This window comes from Pseudomonas trivialis, assembly GCF_001439805.1.
Taxonomy (GTDB): domain Bacteria; phylum Pseudomonadota; class Gammaproteobacteria; order Pseudomonadales; family Pseudomonadaceae; genus Aquipseudomonas; species Aquipseudomonas trivialis.
Window position 1 is genome coordinate 234,099 of record NZ_JYLK01000007.1, and the last position, 15,261, is coordinate 249,359.

11 protein-coding genes and 1 pseudogene are annotated in these 15,261 nt (G+C 55.1%); 8 read left to right on the forward strand and 4 right to left on the reverse strand.

Annotated features, from left to right (window positions below):
- Window positions 1–95: 95 nt before the first annotated feature.
- Entirely contained in the window at window positions 96–347 is a 252-nt protein-coding gene (oprI, locus tag TU79_RS13315; protein ID WP_003172710.1) for an outer membrane lipoprotei OprI, read from the forward strand.
- 110 nt (window positions 348–457) lie between these two features.
- On the opposite strand, the gene TU79_RS13320 is transcribed toward oprI, so the two are convergent.
- The 3 genes from TU79_RS13320 to TU79_RS13330 all read right to left on the reverse strand — a co-directional run bounded on the left by TU79_RS13320 (window position 458) and on the right by TU79_RS13330 (window position 2,470).
- Entirely contained in the window at window positions 458–1,426 is a 969-nt protein-coding gene (locus TU79_RS13320; RefSeq protein ID WP_057008402.1) for a L,D-transpeptidase family protein, read from the reverse strand.
- 86 nt (window positions 1,427–1,512) lie between these two features.
- Window positions 1,513–1,806, reverse strand: a complete 294-nt coding sequence (locus tag TU79_RS13325) for a hypothetical protein (protein ID WP_057008403.1) — start codon at window positions 1,804–1,806, stop codon at window positions 1,513–1,515.
- A 58-nt stretch (window positions 1,807–1,864) separates the two neighbouring features.
- Window positions 1,865–2,470: an arylesterase gene (locus tag TU79_RS13330; protein ID WP_057008404.1), complete on the reverse strand. Its 606-nt coding sequence runs from the start codon at window positions 2,468–2,470 to the stop codon at window positions 1,865–1,867.
- A 10-nt stretch (window positions 2,471–2,480) separates the two neighbouring features.
- Here TU79_RS13330 and TU79_RS13335 point away from each other — a divergent pair, with 10 nt between their 5' ends.
- Together TU79_RS13335 and TU79_RS13340 are read left to right on the forward strand one after the other, a co-directional pair.
- Complete coding sequence (locus TU79_RS13335; protein ID WP_057008405.1) at window positions 2,481–3,164, forward strand: ABC transporter ATP-binding protein; 684 nt, start codon at window positions 2,481–2,483, stop codon at window positions 3,162–3,164.
- A complete protein-coding gene (locus TU79_RS13340; RefSeq protein ID WP_057008406.1) occupies window positions 3,164–5,674 on the forward strand; it encodes an ABC transporter permease in 2,511 nt (836 codons plus the stop codon). The genes TU79_RS13335 and TU79_RS13340 overlap by 1 nt, the downstream gene beginning before the upstream one ends.
- 45 nt (window positions 5,675–5,719) lie before the next feature.
- On the opposite strand, the pseudogene TU79_RS13345 reads toward TU79_RS13340, so the two are convergent.
- Window positions 5,720–6,052: pseudogene (locus TU79_RS13345) on the reverse strand (GreA/GreB family elongation factor); the annotation flags it as partial.
- An 868-nt stretch (window positions 6,053–6,920) separates the two neighbouring features.
- Here TU79_RS13345 and gmtY point away from each other — a divergent pair.
- The 5 genes from gmtY to greB all read left to right on the forward strand — a co-directional run bounded on the left by gmtY (window position 6,921) and on the right by greB (window position 15,201).
- Window positions 6,921–8,312, forward strand: coding sequence for a gamma-mobile-trio recombinase GmtY (gmtY, locus tag TU79_RS13350; RefSeq protein ID WP_057008407.1), 1,392 nt, complete (start codon window positions 6,921–6,923; stop codon window positions 8,310–8,312).
- 63 nt (window positions 8,313–8,375) lie between these two features.
- The gene (locus TU79_RS13355) at window positions 8,376–9,044 is read left to right on the forward strand and encodes a hypothetical protein (RefSeq protein WP_057008408.1); all 669 of its coding nucleotides are present in this window, start codon (window positions 8,376–8,378) and stop codon (window positions 9,042–9,044) included.
- 142 nt (window positions 9,045–9,186) lie between these two features.
- The gene (locus tag TU79_RS13360) at window positions 9,187–13,878 is read left to right on the forward strand and encodes a VPA1269 family protein (RefSeq protein WP_082638490.1); all 4,692 of its coding nucleotides are present in this window, start codon (window positions 9,187–9,189) and stop codon (window positions 13,876–13,878) included.
- Window positions 13,875–14,465, forward strand: coding sequence for a gamma-mobile-trio protein GmtX (gene gmtX / locus TU79_RS13365; protein ID WP_069665359.1), 591 nt, complete (start codon window positions 13,875–13,877; stop codon window positions 14,463–14,465). The genes TU79_RS13360 and gmtX overlap by 4 nt, the downstream gene beginning before the upstream one ends.
- Window positions 14,466–14,712: 247 nt before the next feature.
- Window positions 14,713–15,201, forward strand: a complete 489-nt coding sequence (greB, locus tag TU79_RS13370; protein ID WP_057008411.1) for a transcription elongation factor GreB — start codon at window positions 14,713–14,715, stop codon at window positions 15,199–15,201.
- Window positions 15,202–15,261: the final 60 nt, after the last annotated feature.

Genomic DNA, 15,261 nt, shown 5'->3' on the forward strand with positions numbered 1-15,261 from the left:
TTTACTTACTACAAGTAATGGGTAGTATGTACGCCGGCTATTAGCTCACTCTGAGACAATAGTCATTTAATAGAAAGTCCTTGAAGGGGAACACGATGAACAACGTTCTGAAATTCTCTGCTCTGGCTCTGGCCGCAGTTCTGGCTACCGGTTGCAGCAGCGTCTCCAAAGAAACCGAAGCTCGTCTGACTGCAACTGAAGACGCAGCAGCTCGCTCCCAGGCTCGTGCAGATGAAGCCTATCGTAAAGCCGATGAAGCGCTGGCTGCTGCTCAAAAAGCACAACAGACTGCTGACGAAGCTAACGAGCGCGCTCTGCGCATGCTTGAAAAAGCAAGCCGCAAGTAATAATCCTTCGGGGTTGTTATCAAGCCGATCCCTGTTTGGATCGGCTTTTTTATTGCCCGGATTTCCTGTGTAAGGTTCCGGGCCTGCACCGGTCCCCTCCCACAGGTTTTTTATTGCTGCAGATCGATCGGCGTACTCGACGCCACCGGCGCCCCGCCCGGCACACCGATTTCAGTCGGCAGGCCGTCCTCTGCGGCGACCACGTCACGCACCTGATCCCAGTTCACCCGCAACGTGTTGGCCAGGTCTTCGCGCTTGAGCAGGGCATTGATCACCGCCGTATGCTTGTCGACCACCGATGGCGTGCCATCATCGTTGAGCGGCGTATGCGCCTCGAGATAGACCTTGCCGCCGCTGCTGCCAAACTTGTAGGCATCGTTGATGATGCGCACTGAAGTGCCCACCGGCACCATGTCCGCCATTTCCAGCACATTGTTATTGAACATGCGGAAGCAACCGTGGCTGGTGCGGGTGCCGATGCCGAACTTCATGTTGGAACCGTGAATCAGGTATCCCGGTGTGCCGAGGGTGAACTTGAACGGCCCGAGGGGGTTGTCCGGCCCCGCTGGCACCACGTTGGGCAACGGATCGCCGTTGGCGGCGTGCTCGGCCTTGATCGACGCGGGCGGCGTCCAGGTCGGGTTCGGCGTCTTGGCGATGATACTGGTGTGGGCAATCGGCGAGCCCCAGCCCTCACGTCCAATCCCCAATGGGAACGTGTAGACCACGTTCTGACCCTTGGGGAAATAGTAGAGACGGTACTCCGCCAGGTTGATCACAATGCCCTCGCGCGGACCCGGCGGCAGGATGAAGCGGGTCGGCAGCACGATTTCGGTGCCCGCTCCCGGCAACCACGCATCCACCCCGGGGTTGGCGGCGACCATCTCCGAGTAACCCAGGTCATAGGTGGTGCCGAGGTCGGCGAAGGTGTCTTCATACTTGGCCTTGATCACCTGGACCTGGCCAACAATGTCTTCGCCCGCCGGCGGCAAGGGCAACTGCAACGCCGCCGCAGAACCGGCCGCGCAGAGGGCAGCAAGAGACAGGCAGCAGGTGACGACGGAGAGGCGCGACAACATCCGGTAAATCCTTCGCAGAACGACGGGGAGGTAAAGCTCGATTGTATACGTGAAGCGGGCGCCTGGCTGCAAGCCTGTGGCAACGCCTATAACTCAAAACGCAGCTCGGGCCAGATCGGCGGCGTGCCGCGCTTCTGCGACTCAAGGATCGCCCGGCACAGGGGGCAGAGGCGCTGGTCCTGGAACACCCTCCGATCCACCGATGACCAGCGCGGCTGCGCAGGCAGCAGCGTGCCGCACAGCGTGCGATCGATTGAGCCGCCCAGTTCCAGTTGACGCGCCACCAGATGCACCCGCACTTCCTGGCAGGCGAACAGGTCCAACTGCTCGTCCGGCTCGATCAGTTGGTAATTAAACAGGGACCAGGCAGGACGCGACATCGGGGGCTCCAGATCGGGGGGGCGCCACCTTAGCCGAAAGCCTGCCGGTAGAAAAGCGTCAAAGCAGCGGTTTTAGCGTCGGCCAGACATTTTCCAGCAACTTGCCCTGGGCGCTGACCGCCGGGTGCAGTTGGTCGGCCTGCATCAGCTCGGGATGCCCGCCCACACCCTCAAGGAAAAACGGCACCAGCGGGATGTCTTTTTCCCTGGCCAGCGTGCCATAGACTTCGGCAAACGCCGTGGCGTATCGCGGGCCGTAATTGGGCGGCAACTGCATGCCCAGCAGCAGCACTTTCGCACCGCCGGCCCTGGACTGGTCGATCATCGACGCAAGATTTTGTTTCAATTGCGCTGGCGGCTGCCCGCGCAGGCCATCGTTGCCACCCAGTTCGATCACCACAACGTCCGGCTTATGCTCTGCAAGCGCCACCGGCAGCCGCGCCAGGCCTCCGGCACTGGTGTCGCCGCTGATCGAAGCGTTGACCACTTTATCGTCGAAACCCTCCTGCTTGAGCCGCTGCTCCAGCAAGGCCACCCACCCTTTGCGGGTATCCAGCCCGAAACCGGCACTGATACTATCGCCAACGATCAGGACTGTACCCGCCGCTGCGTTCTGGGCCATGCACATCAAGGCCAGGCCAGCACTCAAAAACCACATTCGCATCGGATTCTCCATGGGCGCAAGCATTCTCACCGCGCGGGACCTCAGCAAAGTGGTTCCCAGCGCGGAAGGTGATCTGACTATCCTGCACGAACTGAGCCTGGAACTGAACAAGGGCGATAGCCTGGCTATCGTCGGCAGCTCCGGTTCCGGCAAATCCACCCTGCTCGGTCTGCTGGCCGGCCTCGACCTGCCCAGCAGTGGCGAGGTCACCCTCGCCGGGCAAGCCCTGAGCACACTCGACGAAGACCAGCGCGCGCGCATCCGCGCCGAGCATGTGGGCTTCGTGTTCCAGTCATTCCAGTTGCTCGACAGCCTTAATGCCCTGGAAAACGTCATGCTGCCGCTGGAGCTGGACGGCCGCAAGGACGCCCGCGAGCGCGCCACGCATTTGCTCGAGCGCGTCGGCCTGGGCCAGCGACTCACCCACTCGCCGCGCCAGCTGTCCGGTGGCGAACAGCAACGGGTAGCGATTGCCCGCGCATTCGCCGCCGAACCGGATGTGCTGTTTGCCGACGAACCCACCGGCAACCTCGACAGCCACACCGGCGAGCGCATCAGCGACCTGCTGTTCGAACTCAATAAAGAGAGCGGCACGACCCTGGTGCTGGTCACCCATGACGAACGCCTGGCGCACCGTTGCCGGCGCCTGATCCGCCTTGAAGCCGGCCTGATGGTCGCGCCCCTGGAGCCTTGATGGCACGTTTGCCGCTGTTGCGTCTGTTCAGCCTTGCCATGCGTCAGTTACTGCGCGATGCCCGCGCCGGTGAATTACGCGTGCTGTTCTTCGCCCTGTTGGTGGCCGTGGCAGCGAGTACAGCCATCGGTTACTTCGGCGCACGCCTTAATGGCGCGATGCTGCTGCGCGCCACCGAGTTTCTCGGCGCCGACCTGGTGCTTGAGGGGAGCTCACCCGCACGCGAGGAGCAAATCCGCTCCGGCACCGAGTTGGGGCTGGATCATGCACGCGTGGTGGAGTTCTCCAGCGTCATCGCCACCGATAACGGTATCCAGCTCTCCAGCATCAAGGCGGTCAACGATCAGTATCCGTTGCGTGGCGAGCTGAAAAGCGCTTTGGTGCCCTTCGGTGATGAAACCCCGGGAGGCGAGCCGAAGCCCGGCGAAGCCTGGGTGGAGGCGCGGCTGCTGACCGCGCTGGACCTGAAAGTAGGCGACAGCATCGACGTGGGCATGAAAACCCTGCGCCTGAGTCGCATCCTGACCTACGAGCCGGACCGCGCCGGCAATTTCTACAGCCTCACGCCCCGAGTCATGATCAACCTGGCCGATCTGGACGCCACGGGCGTGGTGCAGCCCGGCAGCCGCGTGAGCTACCGCGAACTGTGGCGCGCACCGCAAGGCAGCACGGCGCTGCAAACGTACCGCGATCTGATCAAGCCGGGCCTTGCGGCCAACCAGCGCCTGCAGGATTCACGGGACGGTAACCAGCAGATCGGCGGCGCCCTGGGCAAGGCCGAGCGCTACCTGAATATGGCCAGCCTGGTCGCGGTACTGCTGGCGGGTGTGGCGGTGGCGCTGTCGGCCAACCGCTTTGCCAGTCGCCGTTTCGATGCCAGCGCGCTGCTGCGCTGCCTGGGTTTGTCACGCCGCGAAGCGATGCTGCTATTCAGCCTGCAACTGAGCGTGTTGGGCCTGCTGGCCAGCCTGACCGGCGCTTTGCTGGGCTGGCTGGCGCAGTTTGGCCTCTTCTACTTCCTGCACGACCTGCTGCCGGCCGATGTACCGCCCGGCGGGCTGCTGCCGGCCGTGGCCGGTATCGGTACCGGGTTGGTCGCGCTCGCCGGCTTCGCCCTGCCGCCCCTGGCGGCGCTGGGTCGCGTACCACCGCTGCGGGTATTGCGGCGCGACCTGTTGCCGATCCCTTCCAGCACCTGGATGGTGTACGGCGCCGCGCTGTTTGCCCTTGGCCTGATCATGTGGCGGCTGAGTCTGGACCTTGTCCTCACCTTCGCCCTGCTCGGCGGCGGTGTCGTCGCTGCGCTGATCCTCGGCGGTCTGCTCCTGCTGTTGCTGCAAAGCCTGCGTCGCCTGCTGGCCCGCGCGTCCCTGCCCTGGCGCCTGGGCCTGGGCCAATTGTTGCGCCACCCGCTGGCGGCGGCGGGCCAGTCGCTGGCGTTCGGCCTGATTCTGCTGTCCATGGGCTTGATCGCCCTGCTGCGCGGCGAACTGCTCGACACCTGGCAAAACCAGTTGCCCGAGGACGCGCCCAATTATTTTGCGTTGAACATTCTGCCCGCCGACAAGGACGCCTTCAGCGCCCGCCTCATGGAGGTGCAGGCGCAATCGGCGCCTCTGTATCCGGTGGTGCCCGGCCGCCTGATCAGCATCAATGGCGAGGCCGTGCAGGATATTGTCAGCAAGGACTCCAGCGGCGACCGCGCCGTGCAGCGTGACCTCAGCCTGACCTGGGCTGCTGACCTCCCGCCGGGCAATGCCCTGACGGCAGGCGCCTGGTGGTCATCGCAACCCACGGATGAAGTGCCGGGGGTGTCGGTGGAAGCCAAGGTCGCTGAAAGCCTGAAGCTCAAGCTCGATGACCATCTGGTGTTTACCATTGCCGGGGAAAACCGTGAAGCGCGGGTTACCAGCCTGCGCACCATCAACTGGGACAATTTCCAGCCCAACTTCTTCATGATTTTCCAGCCTGGCACCCTGAAGGACCTGCCTGCGACCTACCTGACCAGCTTCTATCTGGCGCCCGGACACGACCAGCAGGTCGTCGACCTGTCGCGGGCCTTCCCGGCCGTCTCTATCCTGCAGGTCGAAGCCCTGCTGGAGCAGCTGCGCAGCATCCTCGCCCAGGTGACCCTGGCCGTCGAATACGTATTGCTGTTTGTGTTGGCGGCGGGAATGGCGGTGCTGTTTTCCGGCTTGCAGGCCACCCTTGACGAGCGGATCCGCCAGGGGGCGTTGCTGCGTGCACTGGGGGCGGAACGCAAGTTGCTGGTGAAGGCGCGGCGCATCGAGTTCGGTTTGCTGGGGGCGGTCAGTGGGGTGCTGGCAGCGTTGGGCACCGAACTGGTTACCTGGGTGCTGTATCGCTACGCATTTGACCTGCCCTGGCAACCGCATCCATGGTTGTTGCTGCTGCCAGTGATCGGCGCCGTGCTGATCGGCGCCGCCGGCGTATTCGGTACCCGCAGGGCGCTGAATGCCAGCCCGTTGACGGTATTGCGCGAAGGCTGAAAATTCGATGGCCCGACGTCTTTACAGACGGCGGGCCATCGATGCCTACTTCACGTAGTCGATAGCGGTAATCCACCAGCAGACTTCGCCGCCCGGGGTTTGCACGATGGCCTCGTCATCGACCTGCTTGCGCAACAATGCCCGGGCCATGGGTGAGTCGATGGAGATATAGTCCATGCGCTCATAAATCTCGTCATAGCCCACAATACGAAAACGCTTGGTTTCGCCCTGCTCGTTCTCGATTTCCACCCACGCGCCGAAAAATACCCGCCCTTCCTGTTCAGGCATGTACTCGACCACGCGCATGTCTTCCAGACGTTTGCGCAAATAGCGCACCCGTCGGTCAATTTCACGCAACAGCTTCTTGTTGTACTGGTATTAGTTCCCCTACCCCCAAGGTACTAAAACCCCGCCCCCCCCCGTCGCACCTAGCCTCACGTCCCGACGTTCCATCCATCCCCCTCCCCATCACTGCCCAACCACCCCCACTCGCCACCCTTAAAGTGAACGTGCCCGACCTTACCCTGAGTGACGCGCTCCCCCAGCACAACCACAACAAGCTACCCATAAAGGCATCATCGAGACAAAGCCCACTGACAATATTTGACTATTCAGCCATTGAGGCTACAGAACCGAAAGAGAGGAGCAGGACTGACGAGAAGCGTGAGAGCGAGAAAAGTGATTCAACCCGAGAGCGACCCACATCGCGGAGGAGGAAGTCATCCCGGTACAGGCCGCGAAGCACGATGTCGTGAATCACATTTCAGCAAGACCCGATTCACTGACCCGCAATGCAGTCAGGGAGTGTCAGTCAGGAGGCGACGCAAGATAAAGAGGGGGGCGCCAACGGGGGCGGCGAGAATCAGCGCCTAGTGACCGCGCTTGCGCCGCGATTATTTCTGCCCAGGAACGCAAAAAGCACCTTGCCCTAAAAAAAAGCACGGTGCTAGTATTAAAACCTTAATCAAATAGATAGTACACTGAGTATACCAATGCTGTCAACACCCAGCCCCAGAAAAATTGGAAACCCTGGCCGACCCTTGGAATATGCCAACGTAAGCGGGCGCGCACGCGCGATGACTCTGACTCCTTTCTCCTTCGGATACCCACTACCTCTGAGCCCTCTCTCAAGGCCTACGACTCTCATCCTGCCTTTCGATCACGCATCGGTGATCGAACCCTCCCTACCCCTTGCCCACCTCCCCTTCTTTGATCAGGCGAGTGAAAAAGCGAGGGCTGCAAAACGATGAGCGTTGCCTACATCAAGGTCATGTACCGAAGCAATACGACAGGTCATACCGGCCAGACGATTCAAGGCTTGCTCACCAAGCACGGCGTGCTTGTCTCGCTCCTTCAGTACCACACTGAGACAGACAGCAGCAGCTCCGGCCAGGCAGCCATTAATCGCGCAGTGAAAATGCTGGTGGAGTTCACCGAACAGTCAGACATACCGTTTAGCTCTGCTGTAGATCTGATGAAAGCATTCAGATTCGCATTGGATCACGGAACCGTTGACTGGAAAGGTGAAGATCCGACCGAGCTCTTCTGGAGACCACGCAGTAAGAAGCAGGCAAACCGTATCATTGGTTATCTAACTAACTATACCGACTGGCTAATTCTGCAGCCAGGCCATAGCGGTGTGATTATCAACCCAATCCGGGAAGCAACCAATCATGAACAGAAGCTAAATTGGTGCGCCTATCACCATAAAAAGAATAACAGCCTGCTGAAACATCTAAAAAGCAATAGTGCACTTGAGCAAATCAAATATTCCAGAGAGATCGCCAAATTCTCCGAAGATACTGTTCTCTTAGAGGAAGTGAAGCGGTTCCCTGAAAGTCGCTTCAACGACCTTATCGAAAAAGGATTTATAAGTCCTAAAATCTCAGACCCGAATAGCCCCTATTACTGGGACTACAAATCCCAGGCCATGACATATCTTATGCATTACGGTGGCGTACGAGAAAGCGAGCTATTTCATATATTCCTTTCCGACATCGGAATCGATATGAGTCGAAACGAAGCCGTGATTAGAATTTACCATCCTCGTGACGGAAAGGCACCTGAGCGCGGCTATAGCAATCGCGAGGACTATCTGAAAAGAAAGTACGGACTCAAACCTCGCACAGCATATTTAAAGACCGAGAGCCTCCATGCTGGCTGGAAGAGCCCGCTGCTCGATCACACCGATAATTACATGGAAATTTCATTTTTCCCGCCTTCTAAGGCCGCAGAATTTCTAGCCATTTTTCAGCTATATCTTAAATACCAGCACGTAGAACAACGAACGAATTCTCAGCCGTACGCCTTCACAAATATCTATGGCGAACCTGAAACTAAAAAAAATTTCAGGCGACGCCACCAGGCCGCCGTCAGGCGCATTGGTCTTACGCCTTCCAAATTAATGGGGACTACTGAGCACGGACACAGGCATGCCTATGGCTATCGACTCTTCGAGCATGACTTTGAAATGGTGGACATTCAAAAAATGATGCACCACAAAAGCCCCAGTTCTTGCCTAGTTTATATTTCGAAAACCGGTGAAGAGATTCGCGAAATCATGCGAGAAACCGAACGTAGGAATCCCAATTCAGCACCCCCCACTCCAAAGTTTCTGAAGGTCGACGAAACTCAATAAGAACAAGATCCTGACGCCCAACCACTAACAACTCAGCAGCAAGCCGGAAAGCTAAAGTAGACAATGAAAAGCCGAAAAATCTATCAAACCTACAAAGAAGCCAAAACAGCTGCTCGCGCGCTCAATTTCAAAAATAGTTCTGATTATATTAAGAACTATCGCCGTGACCCGCAGTTAATAGGCGACCCCTCTAGATACTATCCAGACTTCGTAAGCATGAGCGACTATCTCGGCTGCCCGGAAGATCCCAGGGGTAAGTTCTATAGCTACGAAGAGGCAGCTGAGATTGTGCGGGACGCAGCCATCACTTCGATGAAAGAATACCACACACTCCAAGTTACCGACTCTCGCCTGCCAACGAAGCCCCGCTTGGTTTACGCCAACAGCTGGACGTCTTGCAATGATTTCTTTGATCATCATCCAAAGTTCAGAAGCTATGAGGAGGCAAGACGCGTAGCTCGCTCTTTCAATTTTCGCTCACGACACCAATACATCCAAGGCTGCCTGAGGGTAGATGATCGCCTGCACACCGCACCAGATCGACATTTTTTAACGGAATGGACAGGCTGGGATGATTATCTTGGTATTAGCGACAATGTGGAGCATCTTAGTTATGAAGAAGCTAGGCAGTTAATACAGGAGCGCAAGGTTAAGAACAAAGCTGAATACCTTAAATGCTGCGAGAGCGCCCCCCCTGCTACCCAAATCCCCAGAACTCACATGGAGAGTTGACTGGGTCGACTGGCCTAGTTTCCTGCACCACGCGGCAGATCCATCCTCTACTCACGACCTTCCGCATCAGGCCGTAGGTGAATTTAAGAACGGTCGAGATACCAGTATTATTTCAGAGCCTGAACAGAGCCAGCTGTGCCTTTTGGATCCGACGCATCCTTCGCATCATCATCAAATCTACGAAAACTTTGAGGCTGCCAAGCATGCAGCGAGGGCTTTAGGTTTCACCAGCAGACAGGATTACTTAGCAAGTCACCATCAGCAAGATCGCCTGCTCCCTCACGACCCACAGCGCTGCTATCCAGAATGGTCAGGGTGGGAGGACTACCTTGGCCTGGAGGCTATCTATCTGACTTATGAGGAAGCCAGAAAGCTTCTATCAGAAAATGGTGTTAAATCACAACAGCAGTACAAAGCTCTACGCACAAAGTACCCAAAACTGCCGTCACAACCTCTGAAAGTCTATCGCCATCAGTGGGTCGACTGGCTCACCTTCTTGGGTAATGAGCCTCCAGGCCCAGAAGGAAGAAAATTCAACAATTTCAATGAAGCGAGAGCCGCTGCGCGATTGCATAATTTTAAATCGCAATCGCATTACATACGCAACTGCTTGAAAGTGGACAGTCGGTTTCGTACGGCGCCTGACCGATATTTCAAAGAATGGAGCGGCTGGGAGGACTATCTCGGCATTAATGTCGAGGCGGAATTCTTACGCTATGAAGAAGCCAAGGCTTTGATGCAAGAGCTTGGCATCAAGAGTAACTCAGGATATCTCAAACTTCGTGAGACTGAGTCTCGCCTGCCACGGATGCCGCAGATCACGTGGAAAGAGGAATGGATCGACTGGCCAACATTCCTAGGACAACGGCTTGACCCGTATTCAACTTATGAGCATGCCAAGGAAGCAGTGAAGCGTCTCGACATTACCTCGAAAGAAGAATACCTCACTGCTTACCTGCTCGATCCATTGCTTCCTAAACATCCATATCGCCTTTATGAGGCGGACTGGAAAGGTTGGGAAGACTATACCATTCGCAACCATAAATATAGGACGCTCACTGAAGCAAGCACAGCAGCACGCAAACTTGGATTCTCAACCCAACTGGATTATGAGAATGGGTACTATCTCGATCCGATGCTTCCTCGCCTACCAGAAGTCGAATATAAATTTATCTGGAAAAGCTGGAACAGATTTTATCGACGCCCAGATCATTACGAAAGTTTCGAAGAGGCTCGCAGTTCTGCCCGGGCTTTAGATTTCTGTAGCAAGCGTGACTATGTGCGACGCTGCAAAGCACTCGACAGCTCCCTGTGCATTGAGCCTGATAAAAAATATGAAGACTGGACAAGCTGGCATGACTATCTCGGGCTAGACGACGATTTGAAGTTCCTCGACTACCATTCGGCCATGAAACTTGTTCGCGAGAACAATGTGCAGACTCATAGCCAATATACATCGTTTCGCAAATTCCACGAGAAGTTGCCTTCCGCACCAAGCCTCGTTTATCGTGACCACTGGATTGATTGGCCGACTTTCCTCGGCCTGCGTGAAGCGCCCTACAAAACTTACCGAGAGGCTAAAAAGGCCGTACTCGCGCTCGGCCTAACTACGGATAGAGAATATAGGGCCCACTATCTAGATGACCCAAGACTGCCCAAACATCCCTATCGGGCTTATGAATTCGACTGGAGCAGTTGGGATGACTTCCTTTCAGATCAAGAAAAGTACGACTCGATAGAGCTGGCCAGTCAGCAAGCGTGTGCTATGGGGCTCACCACTCGCCAAGAGTATAAGGATGGACATGCTTTAGATCCAATGCTGCCTAAGCGGCCCGATCTTTATTACGAGGGCAGCTGGCCAGCCGGCGGGTGGGCTCAATTCTTAACGGCAACGCCTCTCTATGAGACCGTTGCAGAAGCTGCAGCTGCGGCTCGCGCACTTGGGTTAGCTACTCTCAATGACTACAACAATTTGCGTCATCTTGACCCCAGGCTCCCGGCCAGCCCTAGGCAGTTTTATGGAAACTATACAACCTGGCTAAACTTCATCCTCCCAAGCAAATGCACTTTACTCGCAGAAGTTAAATTTGCCATCAAAGCAATTGGAATCAAAGACAGCAGTGAGTATCGCGACAACTATAAAAAATACGCGTGCCTGCCAGCGCATCCAGAACGAGCCTTTGCCGGAGAATGGCTTGACTGGTATGACACGTGCAACATCATTCGCCCCTATTGCTACGAGGACGCTATCGCCCTCCTTCGCAAGTTGAATCTCCCAACCAGTGGGGCCTATAAAAAATATGTAAAAAAATCAGGCGACAAAAAATTCCCATTGACGCCCGACAAGGTCTATAAAGATGAATGGGTCAATTGGCAAGCTTATCTTGGAAAAGAAGAACCATACACGCTGGTCACCCTGCGAGAACCTTACGAAAAATGGCGCTTTGCTTTCGCAGAGTTTCTCCGCACGACGAAAGGTAACTTCAAAGTTCACCACTTGGTAAAATTTGTCAGAGATTACGTTAAGCCCAACAACTTGAGCGAAGACCCTCTAACATTCTTTACAACACCAGACTTTGATCGACAAGACTATAAAGAGTTCATGCTTTCGATGCCGGACTCGAAAGCAAAGCAGCACTTGGCCACGCTTCGGGAGTTCTCGGAATGGTTTCTTGAGAAGCATCTCAGCGCTCGCTGCCCGGACACAAATGAGATCGTGCCCATGGCCGGGGCTGTAAATCCATTTCTCAAAATTTCTCTACCCTCTCTTAAGCACGCCGCTCCTGGTCAAACTACCAAGCCGCCGCTGGCCTACCACCACGTCGACACCATGAGGAAATGGATAGTACCGCCAGCGGCAGCCTCCTTCTCTGACCTCAGGCACATACAGGGATTCGAGAATGACTGGGTAGATGTTGATAAATCACTCATTGATGAGAATGATCCCGACTGTGTGTATGTAGAGAACAATGGCCGCTACCGAATCTGGTTCCCAGGATATTGGATGCACACCTTTGCACTAGCTTCAGTGCCAATTCGAGGAGTGCAGCTTGCGTATGCGGACTCAGGAGAGTGCGATCTCAAAATTCCTATTATGAAGAATGGGAAGCTGGTGTGGATTGATAACCCTTCACCACTGCGAGGTCAGACAGGAGAAGAAGGCTTCATCAAGCGCCTTCCAAACGATGAATTTGGGATGCGTCTCACGACCAATAAAACAGCTGAAGGCATTACAGGCTACGACGTCCCTTGGATGCCTGAGGAACTCGCCAAATGGATGATTCGGTTTAGAGACTGGCAGTCAAAGTACAATCCGGTCAATCGTCCTATGCCTTGGAGTGAGTGCGAGAACACCAATTATTCAGAGCTTGATCGCTTGGGCAAAGGGAGTAACTGCTTCTTGTTCAGAGACTTCGGTACCGAAGAATGTGCAGGAAGCTTCGGTAGCAGACTCTATCGACGTATCGCTATCGCACTCTACAACACTGCGCCAGAGCTGGCGTCCATGACAGGCTCCCCAGAAAACGTCAGTGACTACCACTCAGAGTTTACGCCGCATGCGATGAGGGTGAGCCTTATCACGGCGTATGTTATGGATTTTCGACTGCCATTAAACGTTCTGGTCAAGATTGTCGGTCATGCCTCCATGATCATGACCATTTACTATGTAAAAACGACCGGAGAGTTTTTGCGCCAAAAGTTCAACGAGGCGGAAAAACGTTATCTACACGAACAGTCCAAAGGAGCCTACCAATCACTTGTCGAAGGCCGAGACAAGCAGCACGCATTCCTCACTAATAATGAAGAAGCGCTGAAGCTTTTGGCAGGCCAAGTCGCTGCAGGCAGTGCTCTATACCGAGACTATGGCATCTGCCTGACAGCAGCAAGTCGTTGCGGAGATGGCGCGTCAAGCAACGGGAAATTTGTCGCCGTCCCGGCTGGATATCTAGGGCGTGAGAACTGTATCCACTGCAGACACTTCGTAACTGGGCCAGTGTTCCTAGGCGGACTGCTCTCCCTTGCTAATGAGATATCGCTATGCTGCCGCTCCCACTTGGAGAAGCTGGGGGACATGCAGGACAAGCAGATTGAATTGAGACAGAAAATTAAGAAGTTGACCGCTGAGCGATTTGATGCTGCCCAGTTATCTGATAGCTCTGATGTTGACTATAAATCTCAGATTGGTGCAGCAATCTCTGAATTGAAATCACTAGATGGCCTGCTTAGCTCGGCTTCAGTCACAGCAGACATGTACCTTGCAGACTTGAATATCGTTAACAAGCTCACGCAGCAATGCCAAGCACTAATTGTGGAACGAGCCGATAATGACAAGAGCAACGACTCAACTCAGCTTATCATAAAGTCCGGCCACGAAACGGTTATCGCGTTCGAAGAAGTTTCACTTTTCAGACAGCTTAACGAAGTGTGCGAAAACGCTGAAATATATACATCTGCCAGTGCGGAACTTGCCACTCCAGAGCGCAGCAACATGATAGACCGGATGGCAGAACTTAACCGGATGGCGCCGGTCATGTACAAACTAGACAAAAATAGCCAGCTGGTTATTGGTAACCAAATCGTCAAGTTCATGACCGCGCGAATGAGTTGGCCGACAGTAGAGGCAGTAATGGATGGGACGATTCTTATGAAAGATCTTCCAAGGGATCAACGCATGACTCCCGGAGCGCTTCAATTGCTGCTTAAAGGCGACAACGCGCAGGATGTGCTGCGCATTGAATATGATTCCAGACCTCAACGTGATACTCGCCTAATGACGCTCACCTCTCAGCAAGGAATTGACACTCACCAAGACAACCAGGAGATGGCGCGGTGACCCCTGAAGAAACGTTGGCACGACTGAGCGAAGGAACCTCAACACGCACGCGGAGAAGCCTTCACGCCATATATGAAACCTGCATGGAGCAGAAAAAGCGCGGCAGCACTGATTTCACGTTAGCAATGATTGCACGCTTGGGGGCTGTATATGGCGCGCCGTCGCTGCAAACCGTCAAGAATTCTGGTGGTGCGAAGTACCGGACACTGATCGGAGCCTTTGCTGATCAAGTCCCACTGAAACCAAAACCCGTTAGTGGCCCTCACAGCTGGATCGACGAGCTCAATGGTCGACATCAGCTGCTGGCGAGAGGTCTGCTTGCCCAGTTGAGAGCCGAACAACGAAAGACGAAAGAGTTGTTACCGCCTAATGTGGTCTATGAGGTTGATGTGCGTTCCGCCCCCAGTGCGACCTTCAAACTTACAGAAAGTGAACGAGATGCGTTGGAGTATCTCAATTCAGATTTGTTTCTCATTGAGCACAACCTAAAACGCGGGCCACGAAGCGACATCCTTGGGCCAAATGACGAGCAGCTGTTTTGGCCAGGAACCCTCAATGCCCTGGAAAAATCCTTGAAACATTTGTGAATACTGGGGGATACCAGCGGCGAGACTAAATCCTCTCCTCGCCATACCGTCACCACGACCTGGGCCACGCCAGACCAGGCCGTGGACGGGATTCAAAACCTCAAAAAATTTAAACCAAATGCATGGTAGCCTGAGCCTTAAGCCAGCCGGCAAGAGCCCATCTTCTATGAAGGCGCCGGACTCCCGCCGGCACTGATAGCCTGCCGACTAGCGGCACTGATCAGCCTGATTATTCTTGGAGCCAGTATTGCCAACCAATATCATCACCCGCGCAGGCCACAATGCCCTCAAAGCAGAATTGGATCATCTCTGGCACACCTATCGCCCCGAGATCACTCAAAAAGTGACTTGGGCGGCGTCCCTAGGTGATCGCAGTGAGAACGCGGATTACCAATACAACAAGAAGCTGCTTCGTGAAATTGACCGTCGGATCAGATACCTTCGTAAGCGATTAGAGGATATCCGCGTTGTGGATTATGCGTCCGAGCAGGAAGGCAAGGTATTCTTCGGGGCTTGGGTCGAAATTGACAATGAGGAAGGCGACAGCAAACGATTCAGAATTGTCGGCTACGACGAGATCTACGGACGCAATGACTATATCTCTATTGACTCGCCAATGGCGCGTGCACTTTTGAAAAAAGAGGAAGGTGATGAGGTCACGGTGCAAACACCGACAGGCGAAGCGACTTGGTTCATCGCACGTATTTCCTACGACCAAGACAACTCTTCCCATTGATCCCCGCTGCCGCCTTAGATGACTAGACGGGGAGTCATATTTCGCTCCCCTTCGTTTTGA

Coding starts and splice junctions, on each gene's coding strand:
- gmtY (WP_057008407.1), top strand. CDS start 6,921: ATGAGCGTTGCCTACATCAAGGTCATGTACCGAAGCAATACGACAGGT.
- TU79_RS13335 (WP_057008405.1), top strand. CDS start 2,481: ATGGGCGCAAGCATTCTCACCGCGCGGGACCTCAGCAAAGTGGTTCCC.
- TU79_RS13320 (WP_057008402.1), bottom strand. CDS start 1,426: ATGTTGTCGCGCCTCTCCGTCGTCACCTGCTGCCTGTCTCTTGCTGCC.
- oprI (WP_003172710.1), top strand. CDS start 96: ATGAACAACGTTCTGAAATTCTCTGCTCTGGCTCTGGCCGCAGTTCTG.
- TU79_RS13330 (WP_057008404.1), bottom strand. CDS start 2,470: ATGCGAATGTGGTTTTTGAGTGCTGGCCTGGCCTTGATGTGCATGGCC.
- TU79_RS13355 (WP_057008408.1), top strand. CDS start 8,376: ATGAAAAGCCGAAAAATCTATCAAACCTACAAAGAAGCCAAAACAGCT.
- TU79_RS13340 (WP_057008406.1), top strand. CDS start 3,164: ATGGCACGTTTGCCGCTGTTGCGTCTGTTCAGCCTTGCCATGCGTCAG.
- TU79_RS13325 (WP_057008403.1), bottom strand. CDS start 1,806: ATGTCGCGTCCTGCCTGGTCCCTGTTTAATTACCAACTGATCGAGCCG.